The sequence below is a fragment of the Pseudomonas sp. S3_A03 genome (assembly GCF_054668275.1).
This window is the reverse complement of record NZ_CP162753.1, coordinates 3,335,192-3,349,909: the sequence shown is the minus strand read 5'-3', so window position 1 is coordinate 3,349,909 and position 14,718 is coordinate 3,335,192. Positions and strand designations below refer to the sequence as shown.

Below are 14,718 nucleotides of genomic sequence, written 5' to 3'. Positions count from 1 at the left end.
CGCGCGCGGCCGTGACTCGATGCTGCCTAAAGACGCCAAAAAGCGCAATCGTGCCGGGATCAGTCTGCGGGTGGGCTGAGCAGGAAATTACCCTTCATCAGGTCCGGATCGTCGGACTCGATCGTTTGCACCTGCGCCTCGTCCTTGAGATTGACCCCTGATAACTGTCGGCGACATGCCTCGCGCATCAAGTACAGCAAACGATGGGCCGCCATGCCGTAACTCAAGCCTTCCAGGCGTACGTTGGAGATGCAATTGCGGTAGGCATCGGTGAGGCCGACCTTGGGGTTGTAGGTGAAATACAGTCCCAGGCTGTCCGGCGAACTGAGCCCTGGCCGCTCGCCGATCAGGATCACCACCATCTTTGCGCCGAGCAAGTGCCCGATCTCATCGGCCACGGCCACGCGGCCCTGTTCCACCAGTATGACGGGTGATAAGGACCAGCCTTCGGCGTGGGTCTGTTCCTCCATGCGTGTCAGAAACGGCAACGTGTGTTTATGCACCGCCAGCGCAGACAAGCCATCGGCCACCACCACCGCCAAGTCCACGCCGCCAGGGTTGGCCGCCGCATGGTCACGCAGGGTTTGCGCCGATTCATCGCTCAAGCGCCGGCCCAAATCTGGGCGTTGCAGGTAGCTGTGCCGGTCGGCGGCGGCGCTGTGCAGCAACAGGCTGTCGCGGCCGCGCTCGGCCAACTGGCTGCTCAGGCCTGCAGGGTCGAAGGGCAAATGCACGGCATCGCGCGCCTGGGCGTGGGCGAACTGGAAGTCCAACTGGGCGCTGGTTGGGATGCTGGTACCGGTACGGCCCAGGGCGATACGCGCCGGGGTCAGGCGGCGCAGTTCCAACCACGGGTTGTCAGGCAATTCTGGTTGCACGGTCGGCTCCTTCATCCCAATTGCGCCAAGGCGTGGCGAAACGCCGGTGGCAGGCTGTTGCCGAAGCGCACTTTACCGTCGGCTTGCGTGAAGATGCCCATTTTCGCCAGCCACTGTTCGAACTCCGGCGCCGGTTTTAAACCCAGGGTTTGGCGGGCGTATAAGGCGTCGTGGAACGACGTGGTCTGGTAGTTGAGCATGATGTCGTCGGAGCCGGGGATGCCCATGATGAAGTTGATGCCGGCCACGCCGAGCAGGGTCAGCAGGGTGTCCATGTCGTCCTGGTCGGCTTCGGCATGGTTGGTGTAGCAGATGTCGCAGCCCATCGGCACGCCGAGCAACTTGCCGCAGAAGTGGTCTTCGAGGCCGGCGCGGATGATCTGTTTGCCGTTGTACAGGTATTCGGGGCCGATAAACCCGACCACGGTATTGACCAAAAACGGCTTGAAGTGTCGGGCCACCGCATAGGCGCGGGTTTCGCAGGTTTGCTGGTCGACGCCAAAGTGCGCGTTGGCCGACAGGGCACTGCCCTGGCCGGTTTCGAAGTACATCAGGTTCTGGCCCAGGGTGCCGCGGTTCAGGCTCAAGCCCGCATCGTAGCCTTCCTGCAGCACGCTCAGGCTGATGCCGAAACTGGCGTTGGCCGCCTCGGTGCCGGCAATCGACTGGAACACCAGGTCCAGCGGCACGCCACGGTTGATCGCCTCGATGGAGGTGGTGACGTGGGTCAGCACGCAGGCCTGGGTGGGGATTTCGTAGCGCTGGATGATCGCGTCAAGCATCTCGAGCATGGCGCAGATCGAGGCGATGCTGTCGGTGGCCGGGTTGATGCCGATCATGGCGTCGCCGTTGCCATACAGCAGGCCGTCGAGAATGCTCGCGGCGATGCCGGCCGGTTCGTCCGTCGGGTGGTTGGGCTGCAGGCGGGTCGACAGGCGCCCGCGCAAACCCATGGTGCCGCGAAACTGGGTGACCACGCGGATCTTCTGCGCGACCAGCACCAGGTCCTGCACGCGCATGATCTTGGAGACGGCGGCGGCCATTTCCGGCGTCAGGCCGGGCGCCAAGGCGCGCAGGGATTGCTCATCGGCCGCGTCGCTCAGCAGCCAGTCGCGCAACCCGCCGACGGTGAGGTGGCTGACCGGGGTAAACGCCTGTTTATCGTGGGTGTCGATGATCAGCCGAGTGACTTCATCGCTTTCATAGGGGATCAGCGCTTCCTGCAGGAAGTGCTTGAGCGGGATATTCGCCAGCGCCATTTGCGCCGCCACCCGTTCACCGTCGTTTTGCGCGGCCACGCCGGCCAAAAAATCCCCGGAGCGCGCGGGGCTGGCCTTGGCCATCACGTCCTTGAGGCTGTCGAAGCGGTAGGTTTGTGTACCCACCGCGTGGGAAAAGCTTGCCATACAGTGTCTCCTTGGCGACGCGGGCAAGGCGCCCGCGCCGAGGTTTACGGCAGTTAGTGCAAGGCGGCCTCCGCGGCCTGGATCGCCGCGAATTCCTCTTCGGGCGTGCCTGCTACCAAGTGATGCCGGCTGTAGAAAGCAAAGTAAGCAATTAATACTCCATAGATGATCGCGGCGCCAATCACCACCCGTGGGTCCACCAGAAAGCCCGCCACCACGGCCACGCAGGCCAGTACCAGCGCTACGCCGGAAGTAAAGATGCCGCCCGGCGTACGGTAAGGACGTTCCATTTTGGGGCGGCGGATGCGCAGGGTGATGTGTGCGGCCATCATCAGCACGTAGGAAATGGTCGCGCCAAACACCGCCACCAGGATCAGCAAATCACCTTGGCCGGTCAGCGACAGGCCGAAGCCGATGATGCCGGGGATAACCAGCGCCAGCACCGGGGCCTTGCTTTTATTGGTCTGCGACAACTTGCGTGGGAGGTAACCGGCGCGCGACAAGGCAAAGATCTGCCGCGAATAGGCATAGATAATCGAGAAAAAGCTCGCAATCAGCCCGGCCAGGCCCACCAGGTTGACGAAGCTGCCCATCCAGGTCGAGCCGCCGTAGGACAACGCCAGCGCTTCTACCAGCGGGTTACCGGATTTGATCAGCGCATAAGTCCCCGCGCCGCCGGGTGCGATCACCAGGATCAACAGAGCAAAACTGGTCAGCACCACAATGGCGCCGATCAAGCCACGCGGCAGGTCGCGCTTGGGGTTCTTGGTTTCTTCGGCGGCCAGTGGCACCCCTTCTACCGCGAGGAAAAACCAGATGGCATAGGGGATCGCCGCCCACACGCCAACGTAGCCGAAGGGCAGGAAGGTGCTGGCGCCCTTGGCTTCGGTGACTGGGATGTCCAGCAGGTTGGCGACGTTGAAGTGCGGCACCATCGCCACCAGGAACACACCCAGCGCAATCGCGGCGATGGCGGTGATCACAAACATCAGCTTCAAGGCTTCACCGACGCCAAAGATATGGATGCCGATGAAGATGATGTAGAACGCCAGGTAGATCATCCAGCCGCCAATGCCGAACAACGACTCGCAATACGCGCCGATAAACACCGCAATGGCGGCGGGTGCGATGGCGTATTCGATCAGGATCGCGGTGCCGGTGAGGAACCCGCCCCAGGGGCCGAAGGCGCTGCGGGCAAAACCGTAGCCGCCACCGGCGGTGGGGATCATGGAAGACAGTTCGGCCAGGGAAAAACACATGCACAGGTACATGGTGGCCATCAGCAAGGTTGCGAGGAACATCCCGCCCCAGCCACCTTGGGCCAGGCCGAAGTTCCAGCCGGCGTAGTCGCCCGAGATCACATAGGCGACGCCGAGGCCGACCAGCAGCACCCAGCCGGCGGCGCCTTTTTTAAGTTCGCGTTGTTGGAAGTAGTCGGTGCCGACTTTTTCAAAGTCGACGGAAGAGCCAGTGGGTTCGCTAGGCATGGGAAAGTACCTTTCATTGTTATTGTTTTTAACTCGGCATCTTTGTGCCGGATGCACATCGCAAGTACTTATCAATATCCAAACCTGTGGGAGGGGGCTTGCTCCCGATGGCGGTGGGCCAGTGATATAAACATTGGCTGACACAATGCAATCGGGAGCAAGCCCCCTCCCACAGGTTTAACCGCATTTCAAAGTGGGTGGGGTGATGGGTTAGAAGAAGCCCAACGGATTAATGTCGTAACTCACCAGCAAGTTTTTAGTCTGCTGGTAATGGTCCAACATCATCTTGTGCGTTTCACGGCCCACGCCGGACTTCTTGTAACCACCGAACGCAGCATGCGCCGGGTACAGGTGATAGCAGTTGGTCCACACGCGCCCGGCCTTGATCGCCCGGCCCATGCGGTAGGCGCGGTTGATGTCGCGGGTCCACACGCCGGCGCCCAGGCCGAACTCGGTGTCGTTGGCAATCGCCAGGGCTTCGGCTTCGTCCTTGAAGGTGGTGATACTCACCACCGGGCCGAAGATTTCTTCCTGGAATACGCGCATGTCGTTGGTGCCCTTGAGCAGGGTCGGCTGGATGTAATAACCGCCGGCCATGTCGCCGGTGAGTTTTTCCACTTTGCCACCGGTGAGCAGTTGCGCGCCTTCACCCTTGGCGATTTCCAGGTAGGACAGGATCTTGTCGAACTGCTGCTCGGATGCCTGGGCGCCGACCATGGTGTCGGTGTCCAGCGGGTCGCCGCGCTTGATCTGTTCGATTTTCTTCATCACCACTTTCATGAAGTCGTCGTAGATCGACTCTTCCACCAGCGCGCGGGATGGGCAGGTGCACACTTCGCCCTGGTTGAAGAACGCCAGCACCAGGCCTTCAGCGGCTTTTTCGATAAACGACGGCTCGGCTTTCATGATGTCGGCGAAGAAGATGTTCGGCGACTTGCCGCCCAGCTCGACGGTCGACGGAATAATGTTCTCGGCCGCCGCATGCATGATGTGCGAGCCCACCGGGGTGGAGCCGGTGAAGGCGATCTTGGCGATGCGTTTGCTGGTGGCCAGGGCTTCGCCGGCTTCTTTGCCGAAGCCGTGCACGACGTTCAGCACGCCCGGTGGCAGCAAGTCGCCGATCACTTCCATCAGCACGTTGATGCCCAGCGGGGTCTGCTCGGCCGGCTTGAGAACCACGCAGTTACCGGCGGCGAGGGCCGGGGCGAGTTTCCAGGCGGCCATCAGCAGCGGGAAGTTCCACGGGATGATCTGGCCGACCACGCCGAGGGGTTCGTGGAAGTGATAGGACGCGGTGTGCTCGTTGATCTCGGCGCTGGTGCCTTCCTGGGCGCGCAGGCAGCCGGCGAAGTAGCGGAAGTGGTCGGCGGCCAGTGGGATGTCGGCGTTGAGGGTTTCACGCACGGCCTTGCCGTTGTCCCAGGTTTCGGTGATGGCCAGCAGTTCGAGGTTTTGTTCGATGCGGTCGGCGATTTTCAGCAGCACCAGCGAGCGGTCCTGCGCCGAGGTCTTGCCCCAGGCGTCAGCGGCGGCGTGGGCGGCGTCTAGCGCCTTGTCGATGTCTTTGGCAGTGGAGCGCGGGAATTCGGCGATAGGCTTGCCGTTGACCGGCGAGGTGTTGGTGAAGTAATTGCCGTCGACCGGCGCAACGAACTCGCCACCAATGAAGTTGCCGTACTTGGCTTTGAACGAAACGATCGCGCCTTCAGTACCGGGGTGTGCGTAACGCATGGTGGGTATCTCCTGGCTTTTATGTTTATTGGAGTGCAGCGCTCAAGCGCTTGATAAAGCGTAGAGCAAAGGTTGGGCCAGTGCTCTGCGGGTCAGTTAAATCAAGGGCTTGGGGTTTGTTGCAAGGCGTTGTTGTCACGTGCGCGGTACAGGCGCGTGACAGTTTGTGCCATAAACGGTACAGGCTGTGACCGGTGGGTCGGCGCGGGATTGCATCTGCCGCAGGGCTGGGGGATGCTGGGCGCTCTCACGCCGGGAGAATAATAAGAACATGCACAACGATCATTTCAGTCGCCATGCCCAGCAAGTCTTGACCGTGACCCGTGGGCAAGACCTGACCCAGGGCCCCGGCAGCGACCCGTCCATCGCCCGCTCCTGGTTGCGTTGCCTTCAGGACTACCACCTCGACCCTGCGCTGACCATCGCTCCCACCGTGCTTGAACACGCGCGCCTGCTGGAAAGCCGCGAGCGTCTGCAGCACGTGCTGCACATCGCCGGCAGCGAAATGAACAGCCTGCACCAACAACTCTCCGGCGCCGGCCACGCGGTGCTGCTGACCGATGCGCGCGGGGTGATCCTCAACTGTGTCACCGCGCCGTCCGAGCGCAAGATTTTCGAGCGCGCCGGGCTGTGGCTCGGTGCCGATTGGAGTGAAGCCTGCGAAGGTACCAATGGCATCGGCACCTGCCTGGTGGAGCGCCAGTCCCTGACCATCCACCGCGATGAACACTTTCGCGGCCGGCATACCGGGCTGACCTGTTCGGCCAGCCCGGTGTTCGACCCTCACGGTGAGCTGCTGGCGGTGCTGGATGTGTCGTCGGCGCGGGAGGCGGTGTCGCGCCAGAGCCAGTTTCACACCATGGCATTGGTCAATCTCTCCGCGAAGATGATCGAGAGCTGTTACTTCCTGCGTCATTTTGAGAACCACTGGCTGCTGCGGTTCCATTTGCAGGCCGAGTCCGTGGGGTTGTTCAGTGAAGGGCTGTTGGCGTTCGATGGCGAAGGTCGGGTGTGCGCGGTCAACCAAAGTGCGTTGAACCTGCTGGGGCAGGTGCGTGGGGGGTTGCTGGGCCAGCCGGTGGAAGCGTTTTTCGAGTGCTCCCTGGACCAATTGCTCGCTCGCTCCAGCGCCAATGCGACCGCCAGTTGGCCCCTGCGCACCCGTGATGGCCGGCATTTATTTGCGGCGTTGCGGGGGCAGGCACGCAATGTGCCGGTCGCCACCGCCAAGCCCGTGGCGCCGCGCCTTGCAGATATCTGCCTGGGCGACCCGGCCCTGCAAAATGATTTTCGTAAAGCACTGCGCGTATTTGAGCGCGACGTGCCGTTATTGATCAACGGCGAAACCGGCTGCGGTAAAGAAGCTTTTGCCAAGGCCGTGCATCAGGCCAGCTTGCGTGCCGACAAGCCCTTCGTGGCCCTCAACTGCGCCGCCATCCCCGAAAACCTGATTGAAAGTGAGTTGTTCGGTTATCGCGGTGGCAGTTTTACCGGTGCGCTCAAAGAAGGGATGCGCGGCAAGCTGCAACAGGCCGATGGTGGCACGTTGTTTCTCGATGAGATCGGTGACATGCCGTTCGCGTTGCAAACCCGTCTGCTGCGGGTGTTGGAAGATCGAGTGGTGGTGCCCATCGGCGGCGCGCCGCAGGCGGTGGATGTCAGAGTTATCAGCGCCACCCATCGTAACCTGTCAGCACGTGTTGCCAATGGCAGTTTCCGCGAAGATCTTTACTATCGTCTCAACGGCCTTGAAATTGCGGTGCCCCCCTTACGCGAGCGTAGCGACAAAGCACAATTGCTGGCGTTTTTGCTTGCAAATGAAGCTGCAGGACAGGTTGTGTCGCTTGATGAGACGGCGCACCACGCTCTGCTCGAATACGCTTGGCCTGGCAACGTTCGGCAATTGCGCAACGTACTTCGCACGTTGGCAGCGCTGTGCGAGAACGGGCAAATCGGTTTTGAAGACCTGCCGCCAATCATTCGCCAGGCGCGAGCGATGACGGTTGTCGAGTCTGGCCAAGAGCGCGCACTGGACGATGCAGAGCGGGTGGCGTTGCTCAACGCATTGAAGCAGCAACATTGGCACATGTCCCATACGGCAAAGAGCTTAGGGGTAAGCCGGAATACGCTTTACAGGAAGCTGCGCAAACACGGAATCGAACGTTGTTCACAAGTATGATCGCCACCTTGTCGCCACAAAATTTACGAAGCCTGAGGGAGGGGGTAGGGCCGAAATAATTGGATAAGAGTTTTCGAATTTTTTTGAATTACTTGTATGAAATCACACCACTCAGGGTACGAACAGTTACTGAATTTAATCGTACCCGAGTGTGGAAAGATGACGATTTTTGAAGGTGTAAAAGCAACACCGTCCTTTTCGAATAACATGGCGCGCGAATTACCATTGGTTGCCGCCAGGGCGACTAACGATAATGCATTCGTTACCAACCCCCCTCCGCGAAAATACCGGACACCCCCGAAGCGCGAGCTACTGCTGACGCTCAATTGGCCAAGCCCTACGCGATCGCATTGGCGACGCGCTCTTACCACACCTCAATTTCCCCTCCCGATGTTCCAGTTGCTCCCGAGTCGACGCTTGGGCGCTGGCGTACCCAATTGGACAGTGCTTTCAAGAGCCCCGGATTTATATCGTGGGCAAAAGAGCAGGGGCTTGATACCAAAAAACTCAAACTGGATCCGTTCCTCGGGGAGTTGACTGCAATTGTAAATGGCCAGTTGCAAACGTTCTCCCTGACCGACGATTCGGGTTGGTCAGATATTTCTCGAGTGCTGTTATCCATTGCAAAGGCGATCGCCCCAATGTCCGGGCAGGCGTTCGATTATCCCTGGCCCGAAGGGAAGGTGCCGTTGTACACGGTGGGGAGGTTTTATGGCGAACCTATCGACCTCTCGCCTTCACAAGCCGCCTCACACATTAAGCAATTGAAAGAAGGGCGCGCGTTTGAGTTTGCGCCTGTAAAGCAGGCACTGCAGCGATCTGTAGAGGCGCTGGCGGGGCACGAGGAGGCGCTGGGGAATGAAGCAAATCGTCATGCGCTTCTTGCTGCGCTGAGGTCACAGGTAGACGACGCCGAAGGGAAGATCGACCTGAGTAACGTCAGGGTTGCGATTGACCCACGTTCGAGTTTGTTCCTTCGCGAACAGCGCCGGGAAATAAGTGTTGCGCAACTGCTCGAAGAGCAAGGGCAGAAACCACCTGCGAGCAGCGAACTGGCGCATGACTTGGCCAACGCTATGTCCTTTGACCTTGCCCACCGGGTGCCTGGTGCCGATGCTGGGGGTAAGGCATATTGTTGGGCTGCTGAACAAAACCTCATTGCGCAAGATGAAAGCGGTGGTGGATCAGTGGAAGTTGGCGCATGCAAGTCAAGCTGCTGAACCGCAAGTGGGGGCAGGGGCAGGTAGCTTGTTACGTAGCCTGATTAGCACGCTTTCAGCATCTGAGAAGAAGGCAATTGCCGACAATCCTTCATGGGGAGTGGACCAGCTCATTCGGTCGCCCGATGCTCAGGCATTGGGCAGCGCTATACAAACGCGTATCAAACTAGCAGCATCGCCGACCGGTGCGCTTGAGGCCTTGACTGCGGCGCTCTTGCAAGAGCTCGATCCTAACCCAGAGCGGTCACGTTTCAACGTGGCGGGCTATAACCTTTATAAAAGCGAAAATGTGGGTGCCTGCGCTGCTGAAATCGTCAAACGCTTTACTGCTCACCTTGAAAGTAAAGTGGGAGTTGAAGCCGCCCCGCTTGCTGCGCAACTATTGCTATCAGCCGTCGCTCCTGAACTGCTGGTGAAGAACACGCCTGCGAACCTTGTGTATGGATCTCATACGTGGGCGGAGTTCTCTATAGCGGTTGCATTGGTAGAGCATGAGGCACCCGGTGCGTCGGGGAACATGACGTTCAGTCAAGTCATGAGCTATGCGGATGCGCAACTTCGTATTCTTGAAGGGAGGGAGGCGTTAGCCGCAGCGTCAACCGATCCGCTTATTGCGTGGGGCCTCGCTAATCAGGTGATTAAATGCAATCCAAAAGGGCAGTACACGTCCGAAGAGATTGAACAATCATTAAAGGTATTAAAAAAACAGAAAAAGGAATTGGAGTGGGCGCGCGCCGAGCTAATGAAACCAGCGCCTACTCGGCAGGAAGCGGCGTTGGCCGAGTTCAAACGGGTGTTCCCTGAGGTTGATCCGACGAAGGCGACGTTACGGAGTGTTCATGAAGCCGAGTATGTCGTATCGCCCCTGGATGTCTATATGACGAAGCCTCAGCATTTGGATTGGTGGAAGTCGCGAAATGAAAAGGAATTTTCGTGGGAACAGGTGAAAGCTCGCTTTTCTGAGCTTGATGACAATATCGATAAAAAGTTCTCTGATGAGTTTGAAGTGTATACGAAGACTCAAGCAGCTGCCTGGGCTATTCAGTTCAAGTATCAAGTGTCTTTGCTACCATGGGTGGAACAGGAGCGTATAAAAAACTCTGAGGTAACGTTCGTCGGTGTGTCTCGCCCGTTTTTGGGAACGAAGCTAAATAGTCGCGGCGGCCTGTTCCCTGAGCGCATACCACGAACGCCGACTCCGCATGAACTCAAAGAACTAGACGGGGTGTGCGGTTTACTTATGAAAGTGAAGGCAGCGGATGGCAAGGTGGAGTACTACAGTTATTTTCCAGGCCTAGGGAAAATAGTTAAGGAACAGGGCGTGCCGGAAGAACAGTCGAACTTTGACGATAGCAAGTATTTTCCCTCGGACTCAACGCCGCGTGTGCCGGGTACTAATAATGTGTTTACGATAGTTGATGCTGTTGATCCGAACCCAGCCTCGCCTGACGTAGCGGGTGAAGAAAGCGCACCTTATTTTTCTCGACGGACGGGTAGGCTGGCGACCGTCGTGGGTAAATTCTTCACCAAAGATTATGGCGACTTAAAGGCACGGGCTGCCGGTGAAACAATTATTGAAAAGAATAATAGAAAAATTAAGGCGATCAATGATTTTATTCTTTCGCTTGTCCCTTTTTATGACGGCATCAAAGATGCGATCAAGGGTAATGTTGCGGGCTCGGTTTTTAATATCGGGTTTGACCTCTTAGGGTTCTTTCTTCCTGGGGCGCGCGCCGCGAGCAGAGCGGCGAAACTTGGAAAATCAACCGGAAAAATACTCAAAAGCTCTTTCTTTGCTGGCCTTGGCGCTTCTACGGGTGTCACCGATACTATTGAGCTTCCGAAAAACCTCAAGCGGGGGGCAGTAGCATTGGGTCAGGATGCAAGATCGCTGCAAAAACATGCAGATGAGGTGCTCCCTCGATTAAAAGGGAATTATGGATCTTATGAAGTGACTAGGACTTATAAGGAAGGTGATATTGTCAAGGGGTTCTATCAAATAGAATCTGACGGCGTGTATAAGCCCATCGTCGCGATACTTAAAAAGGGGGGTGGTATGCGTACAGTAGTGTCACCAATACCCCGTTTGGCCCTCAGTTAGTGCAATTTGGTACGTTGAGCGCACTGCAGTCCTCGAATAAACCGAAATGATTTGCGGGTGGCTAATTGACTGCTCCTCACACGCTCCAGTGTCAGTGGTCAATGTTGGCGCGTTGTGTGTTAGTGATGAATTTTTAATTTTAATTTGGAACCGTTAAAGCTCTTTTAGTTACACAGTGGATGAAAGAAATGGATGGCTTTCTAATGTAAATCAATCATTAGGTAGGGCATTATGATATTTTCAAATTCAGTGACACGGCGGGTAGCTTTCTCAAAAATTGGGGATGTTTTTAGTGGGGGGTGGACCAGGACCCCCACCCCACCCCCTATCAAGGGGTTTGAACTTACAAAGATAGAAGTCCAGGCCGGGCCCAAGTCTGCAGGCAGCAGCAAGCACGATTTCGATCAGGACTTCGTCGATAAAAAAGTGAGTGGCTTTGAAGGGCCGGGGCACGTCAGTGGCAAGCGCCAGCCAGGGGATACCCCCGATGCAGATACTCCTGATTCTCCAGAAATCACTCAATACAGAGAGGCGAACAGGAAGAAGTGGCAGGCTGAACAAGATGCTAAAGCCCGGGATAAGTTGTTTGATCAGCCGACCCCAGGTCGAGTAGACGGAAGGGAGGCTGAGCCTTTTTCGCAGAGTGGCCTTGAAGACAACACCGAGGCGGTAGTAAAGGCTAAAACTGCGAAAGCGAATCGGGCGCTTCCGCTTGAGGCGCGAAATATAGCCAAGACCGCCGCGATTACGGCGGCGATCACAGCACCCATAACGGCGACCGCGACACTTGCCGCGAACGTCGTTCTGGAATTTCTCAAACCCAAAATCAATCCAGCGCAGACTCCAGCTACAGGGCAGCATGTGATGGAGTCGCGGCTGGTTGATAATGCTCAACGGAACGTATTTCTGTTAGCAAATACGCTGGGTAGTCTTCGTTCGGAAGAGGGCGTCAAACCCAGTGTGGAGTGGTTGGCAAAAACAAATGATGAACGCATGGATTACTTGGATGAGATGCTGGACTACCTTGAAAAGGAGTTTGCTGTAGAAGCGAACTCGCGGGGTATTCAAACTCAGCCTCCGTCAATCGGCGCGCAAGAAGAGGATATCAAGAGCCGGGCCACTGGCATGGAGTCCAGAATGGCATACATCAACGGTCTGTTGGGCGCCATAAAACCCAAGGTGTAGTTAATACGCGCCTCATACACGGTGTAATGGGCGGTTCCGACTGAACCGCTCATAAGCAGTTGCTCACTTAACAGGGGGGCAACTGCTTATCGTGTTGTTCATGCCATAAAGTCACGCTGCGGTTATCGGTGCATGCGTTAACGTTGGCGCATTTTACCAGGCGGCTGACCGTATAAAAGGTGCGATTTGCCCCTCCCTGCGCTAACCTGCCTCGATGTTTAAGAGGTCAACCATGCACATTCATATTCTCGGTATCTGCGGCACATTCATGGGCTCGATGGCCGTTCTGGCCAAGGAACTCGGCCATCACGTGACCGGCTCCGATGCCAATGTTTACCCGCCCATGAGCACGCAACTGGAGGCCCAGGGGATTGAGTTGACCCAGGGTTACGACCCGGCGCAATTCGACCCGGTCCCTGACCTGGTGGTCATCGGCAATGCCATGTCCCGTGGTAACCCTGCTGTTGAATACGTGCTTAACAAAGGTTTGCCTTATGTGTCCGGCCCGCAATGGCTGGCCGATCATGTGCTGCAAGGCCGCTGGGTGCTGGCTGTGGCCGGCACGCATGGCAAGACCACCACCAGCAGCATGCTGGCCTGGGTGCTGGAACACGCGGGCATGAGCCCGGGTTTCCTGATCGGCGGCGTACCGCAGAATTTCTCGGTGTCGGCGCGCCTGGGCGATACGCCGTTCTTCGTGATTGAGGCGGATGAATATGACAGCGCCTTCTTCGACAAGCGTTCCAAATTCGTTCATTACCGTCCGCGCACCGCGATCCTCAATAACCTGGAGTTCGATCACGCCGACATTTTCCCCGATCTACCGGCCATCGAGCGGCAGTTTCACCATTTGGTGCGCACCATTCCCAGCGAAGGCCTGGTGATTCACCCCACGACCGAGCCGGCCTTGCAGCGTGTCATTGACATGGGCTGCTGGACCCCGGTGCAAACCACCGGCGTCGGCGGGCAGTGGCAGGTCAAGTTGCTCAGCGACGACGGCTCGCGCTTTGAAGTGCTGTTCGAAGGCCAGGCCCAGGGCGTCGTCGAGTGGGACATGACCGGTCAGCACAACGTTGCCAATGCCTTGGTCACCTTGGCTGCCGCGCGCCATGTGGGTGTGCTGCCGTCCATGGGCATCGCGGCCTTGAGCGCGTTCAAAAGCGTGAAGCGGCGCATGGAAAAAGTCGCCGATGTGAATGGGATTACCCTCTACGACGACTTTGCCCACCACCCCACGGCGATCGCCACCACCCTTGATGGCCTGCGCAAGCGCGTCGGGGATGCCCAAGTGATCGCGATTGTCGAGCCGCGCTCCAACTCCATGAAGCTCGGCGCGCACCGCGATGGGTTGCCGCAAAGCGTCAATGACGCCGATCGGGTGGTGTGGTACGCCCCGGCCAACCTCGGCTGGGACCTGCCGGCCATTGCCGCGCTGTGCACCGTGCCATCGAAGGTGTGTGATTCCCTCGACGCCATCATCGAAGACGTCAAGCACCACGCCAAGCCCGGCACCCAGGTGGTGATCATGAGCAACGGCGGCTTCGGCGGCCTGCACGGCAAGCTGGCCGAGGCGCTCAAGTGAGCGGGCCGGAACGCGTTACCCTGGCGATGACCGGCGCCTCGGGCGCGCCTTACGGTCTGCGCCTGCTCGATTGTTTGGTGCGTGAAGACCGTGAGGTGCATTTCCTGATCTCCAAAGCGGCGCAATTGGTGCTGGCTACCGAGACGGAGGTGCAGCTGCCGCCCAAGGTGCAGATGATGCAAGCCTTCCTCACCGAATACACCGGTGCGGCGGCGGGGCAGATCAAGGTGTATGGCAAAGAGGACTGGATGTCGCCGGTGGCTTCGGGCTCCGGTGCGCCGGCCGCGATGGTGGTGGTGCCGTGCTCTACCGGCACCTTGTCGGCGATTGCCACGGGGGCCTGCAATAATTTGATCGAGCGCGCGGCGGACGTGACGTTGAAGGAGCGTCGCCAGTTGATCCTGGTACCGCGCGAGGCGCCATATTCGAGTATTCATCTGGAGCACATGCTCAAGCTGTCGAATATGGGCGTGACCATCTTGCCGGCATCGCCAGGCTTTTATCACCAGCCGCAAACCATCGATGACCTGGTGGATTTTGTGGTGGCTCGCATTCTCAACCTGCTGAGCATCCCCCAGGACATGCTGCCGCGTTGGGGCGAGCACCATCTGAGCAGCGATGAATAAGGCGCTGCTGCTGGTGTTGGCGCTGCACCTGAGCGGCTGCGCCACCGCGCGCACGCTGGACGCGGCGCAACCGGGCGCGCCGGTGGTATATGCCGGCACGCGGCTGGACGTGTATGCGATAAATGGTGGCTGCTGCGCCAAGGACCGGTTTGGCGCCGAGGCGCCGAGCTACCCCGGCGTCGACTTGCCGGCCAGTGCGTTGCTCGATACGCTGCTGTTGCCGTTGTCGGTGTTGACGGTGCTGGGAGTTGGATTCAACGCAACCGGCGGACTCTAGCCTGGGTTTTAAAGGCACCACATCACTCATGTGGGAGGGGCTTGCT

At 58.4% G+C, this 14,718-nt stretch carries 10 protein-coding genes; 6 read left to right on the top strand and 4 right to left on the bottom strand.

Annotation, left to right across the window (positions count from 1 at the left end):
- Positions 1-59 precede the first annotated feature (59 nt).
- From eutC to exaC, 4 genes are all read right to left on the bottom strand, one after another.
- Complete coding sequence (gene eutC, locus AB4O25_RS15215) at positions 60-893, bottom strand: ethanolamine ammonia-lyase subunit EutC (protein ID WP_017528963.1); 834 nt, start codon at positions 891-893, stop codon at positions 60-62.
- Positions 890-2,284: an ethanolamine ammonia-lyase subunit EutB gene (locus tag AB4O25_RS15210; RefSeq protein WP_017528962.1), complete on the bottom strand. Its 1,395-nt coding sequence runs from the start codon at positions 2,282-2,284 to the stop codon at positions 890-892. Before AB4O25_RS15210 ends, eutC begins: the two co-directional genes overlap by 4 nt.
- A 53-nt stretch (positions 2,285-2,337) precedes the next feature.
- Positions 2,338-3,771 carry an ethanolamine permease gene (eat, locus tag AB4O25_RS15205; protein WP_460149728.1) on the bottom strand — a complete coding sequence of 478 codons (1,434 nt, stop codon included), beginning with the start codon at positions 3,769-3,771 and terminating at the stop codon, positions 2,338-2,340.
- 210 nt (positions 3,772-3,981) lie between these two features.
- On the bottom strand, positions 3,982-5,502 hold the full coding sequence (gene exaC, locus AB4O25_RS15200; protein ID WP_017528960.1) for an acetaldehyde dehydrogenase ExaC: 1,521 nt from the start codon (positions 5,500-5,502) through the stop codon (positions 3,982-3,984).
- Between the two features lie 271 nt (positions 5,503-5,773).
- On the opposite strand from exaC, the gene AB4O25_RS15195 reads away from it, so the two are divergent.
- From AB4O25_RS15195 to AB4O25_RS15170, 6 genes are all read left to right on the top strand, one after another.
- Positions 5,774-7,681 carry a sigma-54-dependent Fis family transcriptional regulator gene (locus tag AB4O25_RS15195; protein ID WP_460149727.1) on the top strand — a complete coding sequence of 636 codons (1,908 nt, stop codon included), beginning with the start codon at positions 5,774-5,776 and terminating at the stop codon, positions 7,679-7,681.
- Between the two features lie 1,083 nt (positions 7,682-8,764).
- Positions 8,765-11,002, top strand: coding sequence for a hypothetical protein (locus AB4O25_RS15190; RefSeq protein WP_460149726.1), 2,238 nt, complete (start codon positions 8,765-8,767; stop codon positions 11,000-11,002).
- A gap of 231 nt (positions 11,003-11,233) precedes the next feature.
- A complete protein-coding gene (locus AB4O25_RS15185; RefSeq protein WP_460149724.1) occupies positions 11,234-12,187 on the top strand; it encodes a hypothetical protein in 954 nt (317 codons plus the stop codon).
- 232 nt (positions 12,188-12,419) lie between these two features.
- The gene (mpl, locus tag AB4O25_RS15180; protein ID WP_068936648.1) at positions 12,420-13,769 is read left to right on the top strand and encodes a UDP-N-acetylmuramate:L-alanyl-gamma-D-glutamyl-meso-diaminopimelate ligase; all 1,350 of its coding nucleotides are present in this window, start codon (positions 12,420-12,422) and stop codon (positions 13,767-13,769) included.
- The gene (gene ubiX / locus AB4O25_RS15175) at positions 13,766-14,395 is read left to right on the top strand and encodes a flavin prenyltransferase UbiX (RefSeq protein ID WP_017528953.1); all 630 of its coding nucleotides are present in this window, start codon (positions 13,766-13,768) and stop codon (positions 14,393-14,395) included. The genes mpl and ubiX overlap by 4 nt, the downstream gene beginning before the upstream one ends.
- Positions 14,388-14,672: a YceK/YidQ family lipoprotein gene (locus AB4O25_RS15170; protein ID WP_017528952.1), complete on the top strand. Its 285-nt coding sequence runs from the start codon at positions 14,388-14,390 to the stop codon at positions 14,670-14,672. The genes ubiX and AB4O25_RS15170 overlap by 8 nt, the downstream gene beginning before the upstream one ends.
- The last annotated feature ends 46 nt before the right edge of the window (positions 14,673-14,718 follow it).